Here is a 23,094-nt window from a genome sequence, read left to right as displayed (position 1 = left end):
GTACCTCCGCTGTGTCAAATAACTTCTACGCGCTAATTCTACCTTTGAGAGAGACTCAACGGCTTCTTTCTCTAGGACAATTCTTGATTTGTAGGGAAGTTCGGCAACGAACCGATGTAAGGAATTTAACACGCTCAACGGATGTTGACGGTAGAAGTGCGATGAAAGATTTCCCACTCTCCCCCACTTCCATAGTGCCCATCACCCCCCATCCCCACACCCCCTATCCCCATCACCCCCTTCTCAGTGGTGATAGATGTCACTTAACTATGCCCGTGCGATCGCACCAAGCGACTGAGGATGTTTATATGTTGTAGGTGTAAGAGGAATTATGCCCTAGGGCGTATGTATGGGAGACAATGCCATGTTAGAAAAATTATTATTAGCGGCCGGCTTAACTTTATCGCTTCACATATTTCCCGGACTAAGCACTTCCGCGAAATTACCGAAAAATTTGGTATTGCAATCGAGCGAGCGTCCGGCTCAAACCGTGAAACTTCCCATCGTTGCAGTACCTGCGGGCATCAAGCCGAATGTCCAATCCTAATGATACGTGCCAGCTCATACGTGCAAGTGCGATCGGACTTAGGCAGAGCCTTTCTAATATTTTTTTCGAGCTGTTCTCTTTTTTATGTGACTGTTCACAACTCATCAGTTTGTAGTCAGGGCTTTAGTCCTCATTAATATTACCTAATAAGGACTAAAGCCCTTACTACAAACCCTAGGCAAATAATTAGTAGCAGATAGAACATTAATTCCCATAACATACTAAACAAATCTCAACATTAGGTTGTGTCATAGACACATTCAAACCTTAAAAAACTTGGGAAACCTTGAATAAAGGTTCAAAATAGATATATGATGTCAGATTGAGCTCAAAGCTAATAAGCACATTGACTATTAAATCAAGGAAAGTGAAAATGGGACTTAGTGATATTCTCTTGAATGAAAACCACAGAGAAACTTTTGTTGATGACTGTGTAAAGTTGATAGACCAACAAGTTGCAGCAGCGTCAGGATTGGGTGGTATGGCTCTGAAAGCTGCCTACTCTACTGTCAAGGGGATACGGGCTGACTATTGCGCCCAAGTCGTCGATCAACTTCTGCCAGAAATCTCGATCGCACTCGATCCGATGTGGACTGAAGCCGTAAACAATGGCAACCCAGTCGAATATTTTGCTCAAAGAAAAGGTGAAGTAGCAGACGAATTGCTCCAGATAAGTGACAAAAGGGTCGAGAAAAGCACAAGAGGGATGGTTAAAGGCGCCTATGCCAAACTCCGCCCCTCAGCTAAGACTTACGTAGAAAAGGGAGTACCGGATTTAGCCCAAATTATTAATAAACATAGTGCGGCCTGATAAGTGAGCAACGGCTAAAAAACAGGATACCCAGATACCCGGATTCTTCCAGAAATCGGGTATCTCAAAGCAGACTTATTCGTAAGTTTGCAGTTAGGAGAAAGAGTCCTAATTTTATGCTTATCCATTGCCAATTACCCACTGATTTGCAGCAAATATTTTCAACATCGCCTGTCCGGTAATTCCCAACCCCAAAAACGTTACAAACATGGCACTAATCGCCGGCAGAAATTTAACTGCTGTTATCTGTTTTGGCAGTTTATCAAAATTTCGTTTGGCATAAACTAAGATTAATCCGATCGCACTCAGCACTAAAGCCAATCCCAAACTAAACGCTACCACTAGCGTCATTCCCAAACCAACATTGCCCAAAGCCGACGCACTCAACAGCATCACCAAAGCGGAAGGACAAGGCAACAAACCGCCGGAAATTCCCAACGCTAATAAGCTTTTCCAAGTAATAGCAGAACCGTCAGCACCGGGAGGCAAATGCGAGTGAATCCGGCCGTTTCCGTGATGGTGGTAGTCGTGAGATATATCGCGTTTTACAGGCTTGAATTCTCGCTCCCAACTTCCTCTACTCAAAAGATTTACTGGTTCTTCACATTCCGCAGCAAAGACTTTACTCCTTAAAAACCAGTTTTTATTAAAAATTTTAGTTTTGATTTTTTTGAGAACTTCAGTCCTCACTACCAACCTAGTCTTAATTTTTGATAAGAGTAAGTTAAACCCGATTACGGCTACTAATAAACCAGAGATTAAACTCAGCCAAGGATCTAATTTTTCTGGGTCGATCAGGTTAGAAGCAAACAAAGTAATTCCGCCCACAGCAAACACGCCGGCAGTGTGAGTAATTGTAGTCGTCGCTGCTAGAAATAAAGCGTGTACGGGAGTAGCCCGCGAACCCACTAAATAAGCGCCGACTATGGTTTTTCCGTGTCCGGGCGACATCGCGTGCACGCATCCCCAAGCAAATGCTCCCGCTATTGCTAGTAAAAAACTCCAACCTGAATCCCAGATAGATTCCTTTCCTGCTAACAAAAAGTCGCGGTTTGGCGGCGTAAACACAAAGCTTTTTACAGCACCCGCTTGTACAATCGTAGCTTGGCAACTAGCTGTCGGAACTTCTGGTAAAAAAAGATTGTAATTAATCCGCAATTTCTCTGGTTTGGAGATAGAAATTGAGTCAGGTAAACCGGGGGTTTTATCTTGAGAAGGTGCGGGCCAGGTGTAGTCTAAAATTAAGGTGCTGTGGGTATTGGGCTGCTGGATAACACTGGCGCTTTTAGCTGCTATTTCTAGTGGTTTTACTGCTACGGAGCCTTGAATGTTGCTACTGTTGGTGAGGCGGATTTGTTGGCTAAAAAACTTTTCTAGCTGTGTTTGGTGGCTGCGAACTTCAGCAGGTTGTAGCTGGCTGTCTCGATTGTCGTCGGCGAAGTTTGTTAAGCCGGTTGGGAAAGTTAATGTTATTTCGGTTTGCAAATCGTTGACTACTATTTCTGCTACGGATAAGTCTGACCAGTGGGAGTAAACTGGTCTGGTTGAGGTTGTTAGTAAGAATGAAAGTGTTAGGAAAAATAGGATGAATAATTTTGATAGTCGGTTAAGTTTGTACTGCATAAATACCTGTTTTGTTAGTAATTTTCGGATGAATTATTTGTTTTTGTTGTGATTTTTCCGGCGCGCTTACCCGCAAGCCCGCCGGGGATTGAAATCCCCGTCTCATAGCGAAAGTCGGTTGAAACCGACTGAATAGCTAATCAAATTCAACAATTGTGCATTTCAGTTCTATGCAAGAGGACTTAAGCTTTTAGCCACGGGTTGAAACCCCTGGCGGATTGACGGAATGGCGAACTTGGCAGAATGGCTGCTATTAGTTAATCTCAAAATTCATAACTTCCCAAGCCCAATGCTTGGCGAGCTCGATCGTCAAAACTCGGGTCAATTTCCTTGGACTTTTGAAAAAAAGCGCGAGATTCAGCATCCTTACCTAAAGTCCGGGCGATCGCACCAGCCCGGTAAAACATACCCGCATCGCGAATGCCCGATCGCACTATTTCCGCCATCACTCGATCGGCTTTTTGCCATTCACCAGCGGCGGAAAGCGCCCAAGCCAAAGTATCCAAAGTTACAGCATCCCGCCGAATTTTCACCTCCTCCTGCATTAACGCCAGCGCTTCGGTGACATCCTGCGATCGACCTTTTTCCAGCAGCAAACTTGCCAAATCCCTGCGGTGGCCAAAACCGCCAGATCCAGAAACCTGTTCCTGTCGCAGCCCAGCTTCTGCTTTGTCCCGAAGTCGCCGGGATTCGATCGCATTTCCCTGCAAATCCTTCACCCTCGCCATACCGCGATCGACAATGCGATCGAACACAGTCTCAACCGGGCCAGAATAAGCAGAAACCTTGCTGTAATAGCCTTCCGCCTCCCGATAATTGCCTTGCCGCGTCTCCAAATCCGCCAAATAAATCAGCGCCAGCGGGTATCGCGGCACCAACCGCAGCGCCTCCAAAAACAGCGCTTTAGCCTGCACAAACTGCCCACGACGCGCGTAAAATCGACCCAAGAGCGATCGGGCCCGCGCCGAACCCCCAACCTCTCCCGGTTCCTCCGCCGCCATTGCTTGCTGGTAATCCTGCAAAACCTCAGCATCTCGGCCCTGAGACTCTCTCACTAAAGCTCTTAAAGTGAGAGAACCCAAGTTAGGAATCCGTTTAACTAAGGCTTCTGCGGCTGCATTTGCTTCGCTCACTTTACCCATCGCTAAGTGAGATGTAACTAAAAGGCCGATCGCATCTTCATTGTCAGAACCCGCCTGTTTAGCAAAGCGCAAAGCAGTAGCAAAATCGTGTCTCGCCTCAGCAATTCGAGCTAAAACTAACAGCGCACCTTGGTTGTCAAAAGGCAAATCGGCGATCGACCTTTGAGCCGCCTGTTCTGCCAATAAAAACCAACCTCCCTCCCCAGTAGCGCGAGCCATTTTTAAATAAGATCCCGCCAGTGCCGCCCGGTTCAAACCGCTGCGGGAATCAACAGCCAATCGCTGCTGGTAAAAAGCAATCTCTTGCTGAATTGCTTCCTTTTGATTGGGATTATTTCTCAAACTTTCCGAAAAGTGATAGCGGTAATTAGTATCGAGATTTTCGGGGTTTTTGTTAAAAAATTTATCGGAAAGTAAACGCAAATTAGGATGTAAATTCACGACTACCATCCCAACTAAAGGAACTATTATCAGCAACCAATACGAGAAAATATCCGACTTTATTTTGTGTTGACTTTTAGTTTTCATACATCCGCTTTAATCAGCGTTCATCTGCGGTTCAAAAAAGTATTTTCAATAGGTCATTAGCCAATAATTAATGACTAATGACTAATGACTAATGACTAATTAGGCAAAGCCAAATAAGGAAAAGTCGGTTCTAAAGGTTTGTGTCCCTGAGCCGGATTTCCCGGAGTTCCGTTATATGAAACGTTATCGCCAACCGGAGAACCCACCAAAGCTCCCAGAGTGATATCAATAACGTCGTCCATCAGCATACGACCTCCGATCAAGCTTCCTTGAGCATTTGTAGCGCTAGCGTAGCCGCTGGTTTTTGTGGTATCGATCCGCATGACATCGGGCAAGAAAGCTCCGGCGATCGCATTTGGATCGACATTATCCCGACCGTCCAAAAGATCCACAGCATTCAGAGTAGCAACAGCTTCCTGCCGCACCGGAGCAGCAGCAGCGCTCAAATCCGCTCTCGGAGGAATATTATTGAATGCTTCCAGATAAGCGGGAGTAACTATCAAACCCTCATTAATTGCAGGTCTTGCCAAACGCTCAAATTGTTTAAAACCGCCAGCTCCATCCCGGATCGAAACTGTTGACCAAACATCAAAAGTATTCGCCCCTGTTCCTGCTTGCAAAAACGCTTTCGGAACGCGCACAGCAATTGTATTGACGTTGTAACCTTTAGTAAAGTCGATCGCTTGATTCGGTTGTTTAAAAGCAGTGCGCGGCCCTGTTCCCAAAGCTGCGGCGCGAACTCGGAAAAATTGTTCGACATCAAAGAAAAACGGGTCTTCGCGTAAACCCGCAAATACAGTCAAGTTAGAACCGCCCACAGGTACTGTATTTAAAACAGCATTAGAATTCAGCGGAGTTGTGGCAATTAGCCCGCCGTTAACTGTAGTCTTAGTAGTTGTCTCCGAGCCACCACGCACAACAGTTACAGCTACCGCTTGCATACCTTGATTGTTAGGCGGACTGAAGGCAAACCGCAAGATAATATCCGAACGTCCAGTAGGTGTAGAATTCACGTCACCTACCTGCGTGATGTGAAATTGGTAGAGGGCTGTAGTGCTGAAATAATATTGATAACGGGCTACAGACCTGGGATTTGAATTCATGGTAAATACTAAATCCCCGTCCGCAGCACCGGAGTTTTGGTCTTTTTCGCGATATACGTACAGGTCAGTTAAATTTACAGCGCGACCTTTGATATCTACTTCGCCGTCGTCGTGGTCAGAAGCGACAATTATCCCGGGAGTTAATAGAGCAATTAGAGCTACTTCAATAGCTAGTATGGTTCGGCGAATTTTTTTTGTGAGCTTCACAGTTAGCACCTTTATTTCAATGAGATTTTTCCACAAATCAGTGGTAAATAACCCGCATTCGCAGGTTTTACTTTTGTAGCAACAGGTTGAAATATGTCAACCTGTCGGGCTTTTGCGCTGTTGCTGAGCCTTCTCCTATTGGTGGTATACGAAGGTTTGGCAATTTTGGATCTGTGCTGCCAGACTAATTTATGTAAAAAAGTGTGTTATTGAGGATTTACTGGTTCCCGGACTATGCTTGGGAATGCCCGATCCGAGACAGAGCCTCCCTCGCTCTACTGGAGACAGAGCCTCGCTTCTATGGGTTTCCATGCTCTGCTTGGGAGCGAGCAGACAGAGCTTAGGAACGAGTTAATGGCGCGGTTTTGACTGTTCAGGCTCAGGGCATTTCTTCGTTGTGCATAAAGCGGATTGTTAAGTGGCAAAAAAATTACTAATCAGGTGGTAAAATTCAAGATAACTTGGGATTTTAAAAATTCAAAGCACGACAAAATTAGCCCGGAAAAGCATACTCCAGGTTGTACCTCAGGCTTCAAACTTACAATTATGTTCTGTAGTGATATACGCCGAAATTTTAATTTTGGATCTGTGCCGTCAAAACAAAAATTTTGGGTACACTGAAATGACAGGCCAGAAGTTAGGCGATGAATCGCTGCTTTTAGTGCAGATTGCCCAGAAAGACCAAACGGCATTAGCTAAACTTTACGATCGCTACGGTCGCCCAAGTTACGCTCTCGCTTACAAAATTCTGGGTTCGGTAGAAGAAGCTGAAGAAGTTGTACTCGATGTTTTTTCCCAAATTTGGCAAAAAGCAGCAACTTACGATCCTTCTCGCAGTCGAGCAGATACCTGGTTGTTCATGCTTACCCGCAGTCGTTCCCTCGATCGCCTGCGATCGATGCAGCGAACAGTCCGGGCGGCTGAAGCTTGTCTGGAAGATGCTAAAGTACCCATCTCTAGCGTTGCAGAACCGATGGAAGATGCAATGTTTAAAGAACGCAGGGAACAAGTCAAAGCGGCATTAGAAAAACTGCCAAAGGAACAGCAAGAGGCGATCGAACTCGCCTACTACCAAGGGCTGACTTGCACGGCGATCGCAGCTAAAACTGGTATCCCGACAGGTACAATCAAAACCAGAATTCGATTGGGTATTTCCAAATTGCGTCAAGCTTTGAGCGAACAATTTTTTTAGACTGTTAAAAAACTTAAATTTTGTTTTTTAACAATCTAAAATTATACCATTTCCCATCATCTATCTTGAGTGCGAGGGCAGCGGAGCAATCCCAAATTTAAAATCAACTTAGGCTGAATTACAATTAATGGCGGAAAACAGATGGAAATGATGCCAGACGAGGAGTATAAAATCCTTGCAGCCCTTCAAGCTCTCGATACCCTCGACGAGTCAGAACGCGGCGCATTTGCAGAGAAATTGAAAGAGTCCGCAGAACTGACAAGTGAATTAGCAGCTTTTGAAGCGGCAATTGCCGCGATAGCCTACACAGCCCCCCCAGTGCCCGTCGCCCCCGACCTCAAAAACCGCCTGTTCCAGCGCATAGCCGAACTGCCGCCAACCTCGACAGAATCAGTCAATTTAAAGCCCATTGTTACCTCTCCAACAGAGAGCAATACTCCATCTTTAATCGTGCGATCGCACGATGTAAAATGGAAATCTTATGGAGTTCCGGGAGTCTCGTTTGGCAAGCTTTATATTGACAAAACAAAGCGCGAAATAACCTGCTTGATGCGACTAGAACCTGGAGTAACATTTCCCATGCACCGACACGCAGCCTCGGAGGAAGTGCTTGTATTAGAAGGAGATTTAATTGTAGAAGGGGAAATTTGCCATCAAGGCGACTACATTCGATCGGTTCCCGGTTCCACACATTCCCCCCTCACACGAGGGGGATGTTTGCTGTTAATGAAAACTTCCCTAGACAACGAAATGTTCGTCTGATATTATGTCGGTTGATTTTCCTGCAATGATTTCTTGTCGGTTAGTCGGGGCTGGTTTATGTAGGCCGATTTTTAGTAGAAATTAGAGAGTGTTGGTGAAACTAGCTTTTCCAAGTATTTCGTCGGTTAATTTCCGGGACTCGCTCTAACTCAAGAACGCCATATTGCTCTGCATTATTCGGTTAAAAATCTAAAGTATATCACGTAATTCCCATGCTAAATTACTCGCGTTTAACTGCTGTTCTGTCCGCCGTTATTATACAATTTGTACCCAGCAACCAAAGCGCGATCGCCCAAGAACGCGAAGGATGTTTTCTTGTCAATTCAGCGGGAGAAGTAATTAACTTAAATTTGTTGTGTTCGCCTCAAGAATCCGACATTAAGCTGACAGGAAACGATGGGAAATTTCTCGAAGACTACAAACGCTTAGCAAAAAGCTACTCTCCCGAAGCAACGGACAATTTACTGCAAGCAATCCAAAGGGCGCCCGGTCAAAAAATTGCGGCCGCTAAAAGAATGTGTGCGGAAGCAAAATCTGGAGTTTCTCTGCCGGAAGTTAAATTAAGAGCGATCGGGCAAGCTGTCAGTATCGAAAATCCAAGTCTCAAAGAAAGTTTTCTTGCGGATGCCGATATTATTACCACTCTTGCCGCCAACCATTATTGCCCGGAGTTAGCCAGTAAGTAATATCATGAAATTTGGAGAGATACGCTAAGCGAGCATCTCAGTTTTGCTTTTACTATCCGTGTGCGATCGTCCCCCTCCCACTCGTAAAAAATACTTGTTACAAAACTGAGATGTTTCCCACGGTAATTCCGCGTCTCTACTTGCAGTTACAATATTAATTGTCCTCTTGTCGCGCAACGATCCATGAAATTACCAGACATGAGATGAAACATTTAAAATCAAGTTCCGCCGACTTGCGGGATTTATTCAAAGACAGCATTACAGTTAAATACCTCGCGGAACCGTTGAAATCTGTCCCAGCTTGCGAAGATGCCGCCCAATTGCGATCGTGGATGGAGGCCCGCGATTTTGACGTGCTCGGTATTGAAGAAAAGGGCACGGTTTGCGGCTATGTAGAACGATCGCACTTAGGTAAAGGCAAGTGCAGTGACTACCAGCAAATTTTTCACCCCTCACAATTAATCGCCGCTTCGACTCCTTTGATGGAATTGCTGCCGCTGCTGCGAGAAAAACCGAGATTATTTGTATTAGAAAGCAACAGGATCAACGGTATCGTTACCTGCGGCGATTTGCAAAAAGCACCGGTGCGGATGCTGCTGTTTGGATTGGTGACGCTTCTGGAAATGAATTTATTGCGGATCGTGCGGATTTACTTTCCCCAAGATTCTTGGCAAAAATTCCTTAAGGGCGATCGCATCTTAGCCGCAAAACACCTTTGGGAATTGGGGCGATCGCGAAATGAAGCAATTGACTTAATCGATTACCTGCAATTCTGCGACAAACGAGATTTAATCCTGACTTCTGCTGAAATAGTCGATCGGCTGGGGCTCAAATCCAAACGCTACGGGGAGCGTTTTTTAAAGTCAGCAGAAGCATTGAGAAACAAATTAGCTCACGCTCAAGATTTAATTAACGGTTCTTCTTGGCCGGAAGTAATTTTTTTAGCCCAGGAAATAGAAGCGCTGTTGCAGCGTTGCGAAGAAATTGAAATGGCCGCACCCGCTGAATGAGAAAGCATTTAAAAAATTAGAAAGGTTCGAGACTAAGGAATGAAAAATCAATAACTTGCACAATTAAACCCCAGAAGCCTTGATCCACGGTAAACTATTGCTCTATTAGTCACCTTATTTATTTTTCATTCCTTAGCAATTAGGAAGCTAATTTAACGGTAAATTCCGAAAAATTCAGTAAAAACGAGCTGCAACTTTTCCAGAACTCCGACTTCAATATAGTGCCGACTTCTTTAAGCAGTCGGCACTATATATATTAATCTCTCTTACGAGCAACAATGTGAAAAATATGCCAGTGTTTTTCCTCGCCTAGCGCCGTTAATCCAGGATGTTCTTCTTCATCAAACCACTCAATCTCAAAGGACTTTAGCAGCACTTGAATTTGTTCGCGAGTATGATGAGTGCGATCGGGATAAACAGCCCATGAGTCGCGATCGCCAAACAATTGACCGCAGAAATATCCTCCGGGATTTAGCGATGTCACGATCGTTTCCCAAAGATGGGGGAAATCGGCGGGCTGACAAAAAGGAAGGCAAAAACTGGCATTGATTAGATCGATCGATTGAGGCAAAGTTAAGGTTTCAAAACGCATCAATTGAGTTTGCAGCAGATCGCGTTGAATCGGACGATCCAGCAGGCGATCGAAAGCATTTTGTTCCCTGTCAATCGCTAAAACCCGCCAGCCTCGACGCAGGAGTTCCACCGTATCTCGTCCATCGCCACAGCCTAAATCTACAGCGAATCGAGGACGATCGAGCAACGGTTCCGTGTCAAAAATTGACAAGGCTTTCAGCAAAGTTTCATGCGGCGGGCGACCTTCTACCGCTTGATAGTAAGTCACCCAATTCTGTTTCATCTTCTTCTTCCTCCTCTACAAATTTCCCCTCTTCTTCTGACTCTTAATTTTTAATTTTTAGTTTCCTGTTAGTATACTGAGGAACCCAGCCTTGAGCAGTGGTGTAATACTGCAAAGCTTTCAAGTACAGCGACGGAGTGAGATAAAACCAATGTTCGGTATTAGCAGGCACTTTAATGTATTCTTCAGCTTGCAGCATTAATTGTACCTGAGAGCCGTTAGAATACACAAACCCAAAAACGCATTCCCCAGCTAAAATGTGAAGAACTTCTGCATCTGTGTGGGTGTGAGTGCGATCGCTTTGAGTCATCAGCGCGTAAATCTGCTGCGAACCTGGATGCAGCACTTTTAAGTCGCACCACCGATATCCGCTGGCGCGCTTGAACTGTTCAAACTCGCTATTAAAGGCTGCGAGAATCTGCTGTTTTTCTGTAACATTGAGAATGTCTTGAACGAGCAGTTCTTGAAACGCCGGATTTTTGTTTTGGGGCAGGGAATCGATCTCAATATTTAAAACTGCCAGTTGACTCGCGATCGCCCGGATATCCGTATATGTTCTACCGTCTTCTAGTTGCAGAACAGCCATATTACCACCTAATGTGTTGAGCTTTGAGGGAAATTTAGTTTCCATTTTTAAGCTGCTGTTTTAAGCTTTCGTCAAAAACTAAACTCCTGCTTATTTTCAATAATAGCCGATCGCTAAAATTCCATGTCTTGCCTCGCCAATCATCAAAGCAATACCACTCATCAAATAATTTTGTGGGTTTTTTAACTTTTATTTAATAACATTTACTGGAGTTAATATAGGGTGCACCATAAGCACCGCAAAGCTTAACTAAAAACTCAAAACTTTCAAATCAGCATCCCCGCGATACAAGCAGTCATAAAACAAGCCAAAGAGCCAGCAATCATCGCCCTCACGCCCAACCTCGCCAAATCGCCTTGCCGCTGCGGAGCCATCGCGCCAATTCCCCCAATCTGAATCCCGATCGAACCAATGTTAGAAAAGCCACACAAAGCATAAGTCGAGATAATTTGCGATCGTTCAGAAATCGCCTGTTGTTTCACCAATTCCATCAAATCTAAATAAGCAACAAACTCATTCAAAATCGTTTTTTTTCCCAAAACAATCCCCACCTCTGCACAATCAGCCCAAGGCACCCCCATCAGCCAAGCAACCGGAGCCATCAAATAAGCTAAAATTAATTCTAGCGACAACTGAGGCAAACTAATTAGCCCTCCAAACCACCCCAAAAGCGCATTAAAAAAAGCCAACAAACCCAAAAAAGCAATCAGCATAGCGGCCACATTCGCCGCCAACTTCAACCCGTCGCTAGCACCCGAAGCCACCGCATCCACCGCATTAGCATAAACCTTTTCCACCTTCACCTCCACCTCCCCAGCAGTCAGCGACTTTTCAGTTTCTGGGTAAAGCAATTTAGAAATAGCCAAAGCTGCTGGTGCAGACATCACCGACGCCGCAATTAGATGTTGAGCCGATACTCCAAAAGAAATATAAGCTGCCATGACTCCGCCGGCAATTGTGGCAAATCCTCCCGTCATGACAGCATGGAGTTCCGAGAGCGTCATCGCCGGCAAATAAGGTTTAATTAACAATGGAGCTTCCGTTTGCCCAATAAAGATATTCGCAGCACAAGAAAGGGTTTCGGCGCCAGAAGTTTTCATGGTTTTAATCATCAACCATGCCACTGCTTGCACAACTCGCTGCAAAATGCCGTAGTGATAAAGTAGGGTGATAAACGAAGAGAAAAAAATGATAGTCGGCAGCACTTTAAAAGCGATAAAGTGTTCTGAAAAATTGTCTCCAAATATAAACTTTGCCCCCGCATCAGAAAAATTGAGAAACTGCGTCACCACATCTCCCAAAAATTTAAAGACAGCCAAACCCGGAGCAGTTTTGAGAATCAAAATAGCAAAAATTAGCTGTAAGGCAATTCCCCACAATACGGGCGGCCACTTGACAGCGCGCCGATCGACTGAAAAGGCGTAGGACAAACCGACAAAAACAGCTAACCCGAATACAGAAATAAGTCGTTCCATTTAGCAATTTTTAGAGAATGTGGAGGAAGCATTTATCGTTACCAAGCTCTGGTAATCCAGGTTAACAGTCCGATCGTACTTTATCTCGTTTCCAGAGGTCGCCATGAGTTCGCGGCGCGGGCAGCACAGCCCCGGAGGGCGCATAATACACGATGCAGCCCGATCGCATACAATCTGGGCCAGTTTCGCTTACAATAAAAGGCTAAACCTCAAAATTACGGCGCAGCCTCATTGCTGCTACTTTTATGTCTCTACCTATAGTTGCTATTATTGGACGCCCCAATGTAGGCAAATCGACGATCGTCAACCGTTTAGCCAACACCCAAGACGCGATCGTCCACGATGAACCAGGAATCACGCGCGATCGCACTTACAGACCAGCATACTGGGGCGATCGAGAATATCAAGTCGTAGACACCGGCGGGCTAGTATTCGACGACGAGACAGAATTTCTGCCTTTAATTCGCGAACAAGCAATGGCAGCCCTGGCAGAAGCCAGCGCAGCCATTTTCGTAGTAGACGGACAAACGGGGCTCACCGGCGGCGACGAATCGATCGCATCTTGGCTGCGACTGCAAAAAGTCCCAGTCATTCTCGCCGTCAACAAATGCGAATCGGAAAATACAGGCCTTACCCAAGCCGCCGACTTTTGGCAATTGGGACTGGGAGAACCTTACCCAATTTCCGGCATTCACGGCAACGGCACCGGCGAATTGCTTGACAAATTAATTACTTACCTTCCCACAGAAGTATTACCAGAAGTTGAGGAAATTAAAGTAGCAATTATCGGTCGTCCCAACGTCGGCAAATCGAGTTTGTTAAACGCATTTCTCGGAGAAAACCGCGCCATAGTCAGCCCGATTTCCGGCACAACCCGCGACGCGATCGACACCTTAGTAGAACGCAACGGTAAAACCTACCGCCTGATCGACACAGCCGGAATTCGTAAAAAGAAAAACGTCGAATACGGCGCAGAATTTTTCGGGATCAACCGCGCTTTCAAAGCCATCCGCCGCGCCAACGTAATACTGTTAGTAATTGACGCAATAGACGGCGTTACCGATCAAGACCAAAAATTAGCCGATCGTATCAGCGAAGAAGGTCGCGCCTGCATCATAGTCGTCAACAAATGGGACGCAGTAGAAAAAGACTCCGACACCATCTACGAGTACGAAAGAGAAGTAAGAACCCGACTTTATTTCCTCGACTGGGCCGAAATGATTTTTGTTAGCGCCATGAGTGGACAGCGAGTTGAAAAAATCATTGAATTAGTAGACAAAGCTTCAGACGAACACAAACGCCGCGTCCCTACCGCCGTGATTAACGAAGTCATAGAAGAAGCCACAACCTGGCACTCAGCCCCAGTTACCCGCCAAGGAAAACAAGGCAAAATCTATTACGGTACTCAAGTGCGATCGCAGCCACCGACAATCGCCCTATTTGTCAATGATCCCAAACGCTTCACCGAAAATTACCGCCGCTACATGGAAAGCCAATTCCGCAAACATCTAGGCTTTACCGGTACACCAATGCGGCTACTTTGGAGAGGCAAAAAAGTTCGTGCCACAGAAATGAGCACAACAAACAGAGCACTGCGCGTCAAGTAATTTTCGATTTTAGATTCAATAAAAAACGCAATTTAACGACCAAAGCAAATTGCGTTTTTTTCTATTCTCTTCCTTCTCTTCCTTCTTGGCGTCCATCGCGTCTTCGCGGTTCAATAAATTAGTATTATTAATAATCGACAATCTAAAATCTAAAATCTAAAATCCCAAGATGGACTTACTTCGATCGCTCCCCATAGGACTTTACCTAGAACAACCAGTAACCTGGCTTCACAGGCTAGACTCCCGCGTAAAATTAGCTTGGTTGATGACATTTCTGATTGCACCAATACTCGCCAATCCCATCTGGCGGTTGATGCTAGTAGGAATGTTAATCTTACTGACACTAACAGCAGCAATTCCCTTGCGCGTGTGGAAACAGCAAATGGGAATGCTGCTGCTATTCTGCCTATTAGTATTTTGCCTCAGCGCGATCGCCCCCGACGGACTCCCCGCAGAACACCAGCCCCGCATCCCCGCCGACGAATTAACCTTTTCCCAACAGCCGGCAACCCTTCGGGCCCCTCAAAAGCCCAAACCCTGGTACCAATCTTTTAACTTAGGCTCAAACTCCCCAATCCCCAATAATCCCAAAGCCCAAAGCCCAAATCAACTCCCCCAACCCACAAACTACCGTTACGTTGTATTCAAACAAGGCCCGATTAAAATCACCCGCAAATCCCTAGATTTAGCTATCAACGTCAGCACCCTATTTTTCACAGTAATTTACAGCACCAACCTCTACCTTCTCACCACAGCCAGCGAAGAAATTACCGCAGCGATTGAAAACTTAATGCAGCCTCTGCGCCGCTTGAACTGGCCTGTTACCGAAATAGCCTTAACATTAACTTTATCTTTGCGGTTCATTCCCCTAGTATTGGAAGAAATACAAAATTTAGTGCGATCGGTCAGAACCCGAGCGATAAACTGGAAAAAACTCGGATTTCGCAGCGCCGCTCAAGTGTGGTTGATGATAGCGGAGCGGCTGTTAGAAAACTTACTCCTGCGAGCTGAACAAATAGCCAGCGCGATGAAAGTTCGCGGCTTCACCAGTCCCGATCGACACCGTGTAGAATGGCACCAATTGCAATTGAAAATCCGAGATTGGATCGCCCTCGGATGCTTGATCGTCCTCTGGAGCGCCCGCTTCGTTTGGGGTTGGGACAGTTGAGATTTGAGATTTGAGATTTGAGATTGATTGATTGATTGATTGATTAGATTTGAGATTGAAGAATTGGGAAGGACTGATTCGAGTTTCAGATATCGGGGCTCTTCACGAGGGATTGGCCCTACAAGAGAATGAAACAGCCCTGGATTCGAGCGGGGTTTGGAGGACGAGCCGACATTTGAGTAAGTTTTGTCTGGTACGCGACAGTCCTGCTAAAGTAATGGAGACAAATATTTAGAGAACCAAGACCTTGAACATCTATCTTGGGACAGATATCGTATATGTTCCGCGCATACAAGCCGCATTAGACCGGTTTGGCGATCGCTTCCTCGAAAAAGTTTACACGCCCGCCGAACAAAGGGATTGCGGGCAACTAAATTCTCAACACAGCAGCATTAAAGGTAAAATGAATCGAGTTTCCTGCAACCAACTAGCGGGGCGCTGGGCAGCAAAAGAAGCCGTTGTCAAAGCTCTAGGCACGGGATGGCGGGGAATACGGTATGCAGATGTGGAAATTCGGCGCTCCGAAAACGGTGCTCCCAATGTGCAACTGCACGGAACCGCAGCAGCACAAGCCTCTGTTTGGGGAAATTGCCAGTGGCAATTGAGCCTCAGCCACGACGGAGACTATTGCACGGCTACGGCGATCGCCCTTTGTAGCCCGCCGTCAAACAACGCCGTCGGGCGATCGAGTGAAACTAAAATCTAAAATCTAAATCTTTAATCTAAAATTGATCGATTGTGAGCGTGAATGACTACCGAAACTTACCTGAATCATCCAAACTTTGGCCTCCTCTTCAGGGTATCCCAGGTTGAAGACAGCCAAGAATTATTTACCACCCTATACGCCCAGCGCCTGTTTTTTTTGGTGACAAACGGCCCTGGCGGGCTGAGATTTGAACCAATCAGCCGATCCGACGCTCGCCTCATGGTCGAAATTCGCCTGCGAACCCTGCGTCGCAGCGGTCAATATCAAGAGTACGACCAATTGCAGACCATTCACCAGCGCACGTTTCAATAACGAAAATCAGTAATTTGGTAATTGGTAACTGTCTTAATTTTCATTCCCTCCAGTTCCCAGCGTTGAGTACCCATGACCATAGCCTCTCGAATTAACAGCATTCGCCAACACTTGCCCGAATCAGTTCGGTTAATTGCCGTTACCAAACAGGTACCGACTGATGCTATCCGCGAAGCATACGACGCCGGTATCCGGGATTTTGGCGAGAGTAAGGTTCAAGAGACTGCCGAAAAACAAACTCAACTGCAAGATTTGCCGGATATCAACTGGCACTTGATCGGCCACTTGCAAGCCAACAAAGCCGCCAAGGCCTTAGAGCATTTCCAGTGGATTCACTCTCTCGACAATTTAAAACTCGCTCAGCGACTTTCGCGCTTGGCGGGGGAAATGTCCTGCTCTCCCCAAGTCTGCCTGCAAGTCAAAATGTTGCCCGACCCGGACAAATACGGCTGGAGCGTTCCAGAACTGCTGGCCGACCTTCCAGAACTCAGCAAATGTCAGCATATCAAAATTCAAGGTTTGATGACAATTCCTCCGCTGGGATTAGATGACTCGCAAATCCTAGAATTATTTAACAGCACTCACGAACTTGCACAGAAAATCCAGCAGCAAAATTTGCCCTGCATTCAAATGCAGCAGCTATCGATGGGGATGTCGGGGGATTATCATTTGGCAATTCAAGCAGGTGCTACTATGGTACGGCTAGGACAAACCTTATTTGGCTCTAGGAGGGGATAAATAATTGAAATCTTCTAATAAAGACAATTTAGGTTAAATATAGAGTAGTCAGCCGCCCGCGACTAACGCGCAACGCGAGTATAGTCGGGGCAGCCAAGTCGTGAAGGAGCGTGAATCATGAATATTTTTTCTAAACTGCGAGATTTTGTAGGCATCAACAATGAGCCTGAGTACGATGACGTTTACGACGAAACGGAAGGGGAGCGCTATCAGAACTTCTACCAAGCGCCTGAACCGAACCCCGCTGCCGTCGCAGCAGCAGAAGAAGAACGTCGTCAAAATCGTAGAATGCGGGAGCGGTCAGTAGTAGGATCGACAGGTATGGATGTCGTTGCACCAACCGGCGGAGTAGGGTCAGTAATGAATAACGTGATAGGAATGCCTGGAGCTATGAACGGGATTTCGGAAGTAGTAGTAATGGAGCCGCGCACTTTTGAAGAGATGCCGGCAGCAATTCGAGCCCTTAAGGAACGGAAGTCTGTGGTTTTGAACCTGACGGTGATGGACCCAGACCAAGCGCAAAGAGCTGTGGACTTTGTGGCGGGCGGTACTTATGCCCTGGACGGTCATCAAGAGCGAATTGGTGAAAGTATTTTCTTGTTTACGCCTAGCTGCGTGCAGGTGAGAACTCAGTCTGGTGTGGTTCACGAAGTTCCTCCTGCTCAAGGACGCCCTCGTCCTGCTGCTCCTGCACCAACAGTCTGGCCGGCAGAACAAGCTCCAATCGCTCAGTAGTCAGTAGTTAGTAGTCAGTTGACAGTGGTGAGTAGTCAGTAGTCAGTAGTCAGTAGTTAGTAGTCAGTAGTCAATAGTTAACAACTAATAACTGTGGAATAAACACTGCGGATTAATAACATTAGCTAACAACTAAGTAACCAATGACAACTGACAACTGACAACTGACAACTGACAACTCAAAAGTGACAAGTGACAACTGACTAATGACTAACATAAAATTTGGTACGATCGGAGGCGGGGTAATGGGAGAAGCTCTCTTATCCCGCTTAATTGCACAAAAAGTTTATTTGCCTTCAGAAATCTTGGTGAGCGACCCACAACTTCAACGTCGCCAATTTTTGACTGAAACCTACGGGATTGGAACAACAGCCAGCAATCTAGAAGTTGCTGCCGCTACAGAAGTGCTGTTTTTGGCGATTAAACCGCAAGTTTTTGATACGGTAGCTTTGGAGTTGGTCGTGGCGGCCGATCGCAAACAGGGAAATAATGGAGAAACGGCTAATTCCCAGCCAGAAGCGCTGGTAGTGTCGATTTTGGCAGGAGTGCCACTGAGCAAGCTAGAACCCGCGTTCCCAGGGCGGGGAGTGCTGCGGGTGATGCCGAATACTCCAGCCACGGTAGGAGCGGGAATGAGCGCGATCGCCCCGGGAAAACTTGTTCAACCGGCTGATTTAGAATTGGTAAAGCGCATCTTTCAGGCCGTAGGAGAAGTGGTAGAAGTACCTGAGAGTATGCTCGATGCGGTGACAGGGCTTTCCGGTTCCGGGCCTGGTTATGTAGCAGTTTTAATTGAGGCCTTGACAGATGGCGGAGTTTGTGCTGGGCTGCCACGGGCGATCGCCTCTCAATTAGCTTTGCAAACAGTATTCGGTACGGCAAAGTTATTGCAAGAAACGGGAATGCACCCAGCAGAATTGAAAGATCGAGTTACGAGTCCCGGCGGCACAACTATTGCGGGAATTGCTAAATTAGAGAGTAACGGCTTTCGTTCTGCACTAATCGAAGCAGTGAAAGCAGCTTGTTTGCGTTCTCAAGAATTGGGCAAATAAGTCAGGAATAACGCACAGAAACAATCATAAACGAGTTCAATCGCACTTTAAACCTGCCGCTTTTGCCGTCCGATATTTGACGGGAACAAAAGCTACACCGAACTGTTCTTTTCGACACTTGACAATATGCACTAACTCCGGTTGAAAATTTTGGCGATCGCCATTCGCATCAAACTCAATAGTTCCGGTTGATCCTGTGGCGCTAAAATTCGGACTCGCAATAGTTTTCTGCATCCCTTCGCGACTGGGTTGCTGTTGCATTTCTATTGCTTTAATTAGCGTCCGAGTTGCATCGTAGGTTAAAGCAGTGCGGTGGTTGACGTTTCCTCCCCAAAGCTTTCGAGCATTATCGGCAAATGTGCGGTTGGGAGCAGTTAAAGGATGCCAAGAGGATGATGTCACCAGTTTCTCAAAAGACGGTAACTGGGAAGCGGTTTCTAAGGTTTTCTGGCTATAGATTCCCCCGGTTCCCACTACCCAATTGCGATCGCCATTGGCTTTAATAAGTGCCATTGCATTTTTGACTGCATCCGGGACATGACTCGTAGTTAAGACGATCGCTGTTTTATCACTGCGTTCGACTTCTTGTAATGCTAGTTCAACATTGAAATTTTTCTTACACAAATCGAATTCAGTGATGCTGAAAATATTTCCTCCTGCTTGTCTAAACTGTTTTCTGAATTCTTCCCACAATGAAGAAGTAGCTTGAATCTCAGGACAGTAGAAACCCACCGCTTTTTTCTGACCTGCCTTTTCACTCAGATACTTTTTGAAAGCTTCAGCAGTAATTTGATTTCTAGGGACAGTGCGAAAGAAAAACTTCCGAGGTTTTTCTGTTAATTGTTCAGTTGTACTCCCCGGCGAAATTAAGACCAAGTGATTTTTGTCATAAATATCGACTGTATGCACAGTCATCTTGCTAGTATAGTGACCGACGACACCCAAAATCTCGGTTTGCTTGACGAGTGAAGAGGCCCTAGCTTGTGCCTCTGCTTTCAGATTGGCATCGTCAGCGATAATGACTCTAATACCCTTGCCATTAATGTCTTTACCTGGTAAAAAATCTTGACCTGGAAAGTCGTTATTGCGCTCGGAATTAAAAAGTCCTAGATTGACTTCTGTTTGGGCGTGGGCAATGCCACGCAGCATTTCTTTAGCCAAATCAGAATTGACAGTACCTCCTTCGGTGTTGCTGATGGGAACGGCAACTGCAATGGTGTAATAATCAGCTTTTTTCACCTTCAAAAGGGCATTATTCAGGTAAATTAAAGTTTCTGGATCTTTGCGTTCTTCTTCGTTCCACGATTGTTTAAATAAATTAAATGCTGATTGATTGTTGGTAGTAAAAAAATCATTAATTCCCCGTTGTTTTAAGCGAGGACTCGATGTTTTTATCAGGATTTCCTCGCCACAACTCACAGCATCTCCCTGGATTAAAGGACAAGTTTGAGGTGTAAAAATTTTGTGTATTAAAAATGCTGCTAGCCCGAGGCATCCTGCGATCGCGATCGGCAAGCAGACTCTCAATGTATCTTGCCATTGGCGTTTAGGCTTCGGCAGCAGAGGTTGTTGTGAAGGGGGGGCAGGTGAGTGCAACGCTGTTAGCGAGATCAAATCCTGCAACACTTCAGCAACAGATTGGTAGCGATCGTTAAAGTGGTAGCGCACCATCTTATTTAAAACTTTTTTCAGCTTGTCGCTAATTTGTACCATCGGGCGATCGTCAGTTGAGTAGTGCCAGACGAGTTCCCCAGTTTTTTTATCATGAAAAAAGTCTTCAATATCTAACCCTGCGATCGCTTGAATGCCGATGATTCCCGCAGCATAGATATCGCTGTTAAATCTTGGTTGATTTTTCCACTGTTCGGCTGGCATATAACCGTCTGTACCGATGACGCGAGTTTGAGTTATTTGACCGTTCTCGATCGCCAAAGTGCCGATCGCTTTTACTGCCCCAAAGTCAATTAACACAATTTTGCCGTCAAGCTGGCGCCGGATTAAGTTTGACGGTTTCAGATCGCGGTGAATAATACCTTGAGAGTGGACGCAATCTAAAACTGACAAAATATCTTGCAATAAATCAATAACTTCTGACTCCTGAAACTGCCTGAGAGATGCAAGTTCTTTGTTGAGCGGATTTCCTTCGATGTATTCTTGAATTAAGTAAAATTTTCCCTGTTCTTGAAAGCGATCGATTAACTTGGGAATCTGCGGACACTTATCGAGATACTTCAGGGTTTTAGCTTCTTTTTCAAATTGGTGCTGTGCTTCCTCCAACAGCCGCTCATCGTTAGATTCAGGAGGCGGAATTTCCTTGACGACGCACAGGGGATTTTCGGGGCTGCCCAAAGCGTCGTTAGCCGTATAGGTTTTAGCAAACCCTCCCTCACCTAATTTAGCGATAATTCGGTAGCGATCGCGCAGAATATCCCCTGGATTCAGACACCTAAATTGTTCCATCCCCTTAACTCGCTGCACTCGTTGGTGTCGAGCGTACCACAAATATGACTTTTATGAACTCAAAGTTATGACTTTTATGAACTCAAAGTTATGAATATATGAATTGATTTTGAGAGTGGCTTATTTAATAATCTTGGCATCTGAAATTTTAGGGACAAAATATTTTATGGCTTTACAAAGAGACCCATCAGGAGTGCCTCGCTTAGTTGGCGACAATACATCTGAATCTGTTGAGTTATCCCTCGCTAATTCCCGATTCGGAGGTGTAACTAATTTCCCCTCGGGAGTATGGATGCTCGGAGGTGACGATTCAGTCATAGGCTCAACAGCTAGCGATTTGGTTTATGGCAATGAAGGGGAAGATATTATCAGAGGGAATTTTGGCAACGATTCTTTATTTGGGGGAAGAGGGAAAGACGCAATAATTGGAGTGGAGGGAAACGACTCTATAAACGGAGGTCAAGATGCAGATGCACTTACGGGTGACATTGGAAATGATATTTTATTGGGAGGTAAAGGCAATGATTTTTTAGTCAGCGGTAGCGGAAATGACACTCTGGTGGGAGGTTTGGATCGCGACATTTTAGCAGGTCTGGGTGATAATGGTTCAATCAAAATCGGGGGGAGCAACTTGTACGTCCTCCAAGCAGAACCCGGAGTTAGAGATGTCAATAATGCCGATATCATTGCAAATTTCAGACCCGCTTTCGATAAAATTGGATTAGCAGACGGTTTGACTGTGAATGATATAGTGTTGGAAAACTTGACAAATGTGTCCCTTACAATACAGTTAGAATTTCCGCAAGCTGCCGCTTCTTTTGCCCCGCCAGGGCTATCAAATGTATTTCAACCCCAATCGTTCGTGACTTCAGGAACTCTCGTCAAAGTAAGAAATTCAGGAGATTTAATCGGTTTTGTTGATGGTGTAACGCCTGCTCAACTGCAAAACAGCATTCTAAACAGCATTATCTCGGTTCAGGGATTCTAAGCTGTAGAAGGCGCTGCCAAGCCTCCTGCAAGAGCTTAAATCGAAGATTGGACAGAGAAATGGTAGTCTGCAACCAGGGGTACAACAATACTACCGAACTACCGATCAATCGCTAGCTGCTGTTTCCAATTTCTCTCCAATCCTCGGTTCCGTACCATTCAACAGGCGCTGAATATTGCTCCGATGCCGCACAATTACAAACACACCGCCCGCAATTCCAAACAATACATAAGCCAGCGGCTGATGTAGAGCAAACATCAATCCAGCAACGCTAATTGCCCCGATAATCGAGCTTAAAGAGACAATTCGCGATACCGCAAATACTATCCCGAAAATTCCGAAAGTTCCCAAACCTACTGGCCAGTACAAACCAAGCAAAACTCCCAAACTCGTAGCCACAGATTTACCGCCGGTAAACCCCAGCCAAATAGATTTGCTGTGGCCCAAAACAGCAGAGAAACCCGCCCAAGTTGCCATCCAAGGGATGACAGTTGCAGTATTTTCTAAACCTGCGGCGGTTGCTAGCTGGCTGGTAAAATCGAGCGAGTAAATGTATCGGATTAAGACGATCGCACTTACCCCCTTCAACACGTCAACCAGCAACACCCCCAACCCCGGCCACTTACCCAAAGTCCTCAGTACGTTAGTCGCACCAGTCGAACCCGAACCAACCTCTCGAATATCAATTCCTAGCATCCATTTCCCCAAGGCGTAACCAGTAGGAATCGATCCCAGCAGATAAGCTGCTATTAGCAATGCGCCATTTAAAATTATCCAGCTAGCCATTTTTTAATTTGAGA

23 protein-coding genes are annotated in these 23,094 nt (G+C 45.7%); 15 read left to right on the top strand and 8 right to left on the bottom strand.

Annotated features, from left to right (window positions below; genetic code table 11):
- Positions 1–11: 11 nt before the first annotated feature.
- The 3 genes from QUB25_RS06490 (at position 12) to QUB25_RS06480 (ending at position 1,358) form a co-directional block, all read left to right on the top strand.
- On the top strand, positions 12–317 hold the full coding sequence (locus QUB25_RS06490; protein ID WP_333182438.1) for a hypothetical protein: 306 nt from the start codon (positions 12–14) through the stop codon (positions 315–317).
- A 47-nt stretch (positions 318–364) separates the two neighbouring features.
- Positions 365–547, top strand: a complete 183-nt coding sequence (locus QUB25_RS06485) for a hypothetical protein (protein WP_333059089.1) — start codon at positions 365–367, stop codon at positions 545–547.
- A gap of 373 nt (positions 548–920) precedes the next feature.
- Positions 921–1,358 (top strand): DUF6918 family protein, encoded by a 438-nt coding sequence (locus QUB25_RS06480; protein WP_333040283.1) that lies wholly within the window; start codon positions 921–923, stop codon positions 1,356–1,358.
- A gap of 120 nt (positions 1,359–1,478) precedes the next feature.
- On the opposite strand, the gene QUB25_RS06475 is transcribed toward QUB25_RS06480, so the two are convergent.
- From QUB25_RS06475 to QUB25_RS06465, 3 genes are all read right to left on the bottom strand, one after another.
- Positions 1,479–2,981 (bottom strand): HoxN/HupN/NixA family nickel/cobalt transporter, encoded by a 1,503-nt coding sequence (locus QUB25_RS06475; RefSeq protein WP_333182437.1) that lies wholly within the window; start codon positions 2,979–2,981, stop codon positions 1,479–1,481.
- A 263-nt stretch (positions 2,982–3,244) separates the two neighbouring features.
- Complete coding sequence (locus QUB25_RS06470; RefSeq protein WP_333182436.1) at positions 3,245–4,651, bottom strand: tetratricopeptide repeat protein; 1,407 nt, start codon at positions 4,649–4,651, stop codon at positions 3,245–3,247.
- 95 nt (positions 4,652–4,746) lie between these two features.
- Complete coding sequence (locus QUB25_RS06465) at positions 4,747–5,961, bottom strand: DUF4331 domain-containing protein (RefSeq protein ID WP_333182435.1); 1,215 nt, start codon at positions 5,959–5,961, stop codon at positions 4,747–4,749.
- Positions 5,962–6,583: 622 nt separating this feature from the next.
- Between QUB25_RS06465 and QUB25_RS06460 the strand changes: the two genes are divergently transcribed.
- From QUB25_RS06460 to QUB25_RS06445, 4 genes are all read left to right on the top strand, one after another.
- Entirely contained in the window at positions 6,584–7,153 is a 570-nt protein-coding gene (locus QUB25_RS06460) for a sigma-70 family RNA polymerase sigma factor (RefSeq protein ID WP_333182434.1), read from the top strand.
- A 147-nt stretch (positions 7,154–7,300) separates the two neighbouring features.
- Positions 7,301–7,915 (top strand): cupin domain-containing protein, encoded by a 615-nt coding sequence (locus tag QUB25_RS06455; RefSeq protein ID WP_333182433.1) that lies wholly within the window; start codon positions 7,301–7,303, stop codon positions 7,913–7,915.
- A gap of 212 nt (positions 7,916–8,127) precedes the next feature.
- Positions 8,128–8,601 (top strand): DUF732 domain-containing protein, encoded by a 474-nt coding sequence (locus tag QUB25_RS06450; RefSeq protein ID WP_333182432.1) that lies wholly within the window; start codon positions 8,128–8,130, stop codon positions 8,599–8,601.
- 203 nt (positions 8,602–8,804) lie between these two features.
- Entirely contained in the window at positions 8,805–9,611 is an 807-nt protein-coding gene (locus tag QUB25_RS06445; protein WP_333059099.1) for a hypothetical protein, read from the top strand.
- A gap of 256 nt (positions 9,612–9,867) precedes the next feature.
- On the opposite strand, the gene QUB25_RS06440 is transcribed toward QUB25_RS06445, so the two are convergent.
- From QUB25_RS06440 to QUB25_RS06430, 3 genes are all read right to left on the bottom strand, one after another.
- Entirely contained in the window at positions 9,868–10,467 is a 600-nt protein-coding gene (locus QUB25_RS06440) for a class I SAM-dependent methyltransferase (RefSeq protein WP_333182431.1), read from the bottom strand.
- A gap of 43 nt (positions 10,468–10,510) precedes the next feature.
- Complete coding sequence (locus QUB25_RS06435) at positions 10,511–11,098, bottom strand: acireductone dioxygenase (RefSeq protein ID WP_333073063.1); 588 nt, start codon at positions 11,096–11,098, stop codon at positions 10,511–10,513.
- Between the two features lie 221 nt (positions 11,099–11,319).
- A complete protein-coding gene (locus QUB25_RS06430) occupies positions 11,320–12,528 on the bottom strand; it encodes a NupC/NupG family nucleoside CNT transporter (RefSeq protein ID WP_333182430.1) in 1,209 nt (402 codons plus the stop codon).
- Between the two features lie 245 nt (positions 12,529–12,773).
- Between QUB25_RS06430 and der the strand changes: the two genes are divergently transcribed.
- From der to proC, 7 genes are all read left to right on the top strand, one after another.
- The gene (gene der / locus QUB25_RS06425; RefSeq protein ID WP_333059104.1) at positions 12,774–14,135 is read left to right on the top strand and encodes a ribosome biogenesis GTPase Der; all 1,362 of its coding nucleotides are present in this window, start codon (positions 12,774–12,776) and stop codon (positions 14,133–14,135) included.
- 169 nt (positions 14,136–14,304) lie between these two features.
- The gene (locus tag QUB25_RS06420; RefSeq protein ID WP_333182429.1) at positions 14,305–15,303 is read left to right on the top strand and encodes an energy-coupling factor transporter transmembrane protein EcfT; all 999 of its coding nucleotides are present in this window, start codon (positions 14,305–14,307) and stop codon (positions 15,301–15,303) included.
- 247 nt (positions 15,304–15,550) lie between these two features.
- On the top strand, positions 15,551–16,009 hold the full coding sequence (acpS, locus tag QUB25_RS06415; RefSeq protein WP_333059107.1) for a holo-ACP synthase: 459 nt from the start codon (positions 15,551–15,553) through the stop codon (positions 16,007–16,009).
- Positions 16,010–16,051: 42 nt separating this feature from the next.
- Positions 16,052–16,321, top strand: a complete 270-nt coding sequence (gene pipX / locus QUB25_RS06410) for a transcriptional coactivator PipX (protein WP_006634205.1) — start codon at positions 16,052–16,054, stop codon at positions 16,319–16,321.
- A gap of 72 nt (positions 16,322–16,393) precedes the next feature.
- On the top strand, positions 16,394–17,059 hold the full coding sequence (locus QUB25_RS06405) for a YggS family pyridoxal phosphate-dependent enzyme (protein ID WP_333059108.1): 666 nt from the start codon (positions 16,394–16,396) through the stop codon (positions 17,057–17,059).
- Between the two features lie 117 nt (positions 17,060–17,176).
- Positions 17,177–17,794 carry a cell division protein SepF gene (locus tag QUB25_RS06400; protein ID WP_006634207.1) on the top strand — a complete coding sequence of 206 codons (618 nt, stop codon included), beginning with the start codon at positions 17,177–17,179 and terminating at the stop codon, positions 17,792–17,794.
- 206 nt (positions 17,795–18,000) lie between these two features.
- A complete protein-coding gene (gene proC, locus QUB25_RS06395; protein WP_333182428.1) occupies positions 18,001–18,846 on the top strand; it encodes a pyrroline-5-carboxylate reductase in 846 nt (281 codons plus the stop codon).
- Between the two features lie 36 nt (positions 18,847–18,882).
- On the opposite strand, the gene QUB25_RS06390 is transcribed toward proC, so the two are convergent.
- Positions 18,883–21,306: a bifunctional serine/threonine-protein kinase/ABC transporter substrate-binding protein gene (locus QUB25_RS06390; protein WP_333182427.1), complete on the bottom strand. Its 2,424-nt coding sequence runs from the start codon at positions 21,304–21,306 to the stop codon at positions 18,883–18,885.
- A 166-nt stretch (positions 21,307–21,472) separates the two neighbouring features.
- Between QUB25_RS06390 and QUB25_RS06385 the strand changes: the two genes are divergently transcribed.
- A complete protein-coding gene (locus QUB25_RS06385; protein WP_333059111.1) occupies positions 21,473–22,294 on the top strand; it encodes a calcium-binding protein in 822 nt (273 codons plus the stop codon).
- Between the two features lie 105 nt (positions 22,295–22,399).
- On the opposite strand, the gene plsY is transcribed toward QUB25_RS06385, so the two are convergent.
- The gene (gene plsY, locus QUB25_RS06380; protein WP_333182426.1) at positions 22,400–23,080 is read right to left on the bottom strand and encodes a glycerol-3-phosphate 1-O-acyltransferase PlsY; all 681 of its coding nucleotides are present in this window, start codon (positions 23,078–23,080) and stop codon (positions 22,400–22,402) included.
- Positions 23,081–23,094 lie beyond the last annotated feature (14 nt).

The organism is Microcoleus sp. B3-D7 (assembly GCF_036705305.1).
Lineage (GTDB): Bacteria > Cyanobacteriota > Cyanobacteriia > Cyanobacteriales > Microcoleaceae > Microcoleus.
The sequence above is the reverse complement of the archived record's forward strand: the minus strand, read 5'-3'. Positions and strand labels throughout refer to the sequence as shown.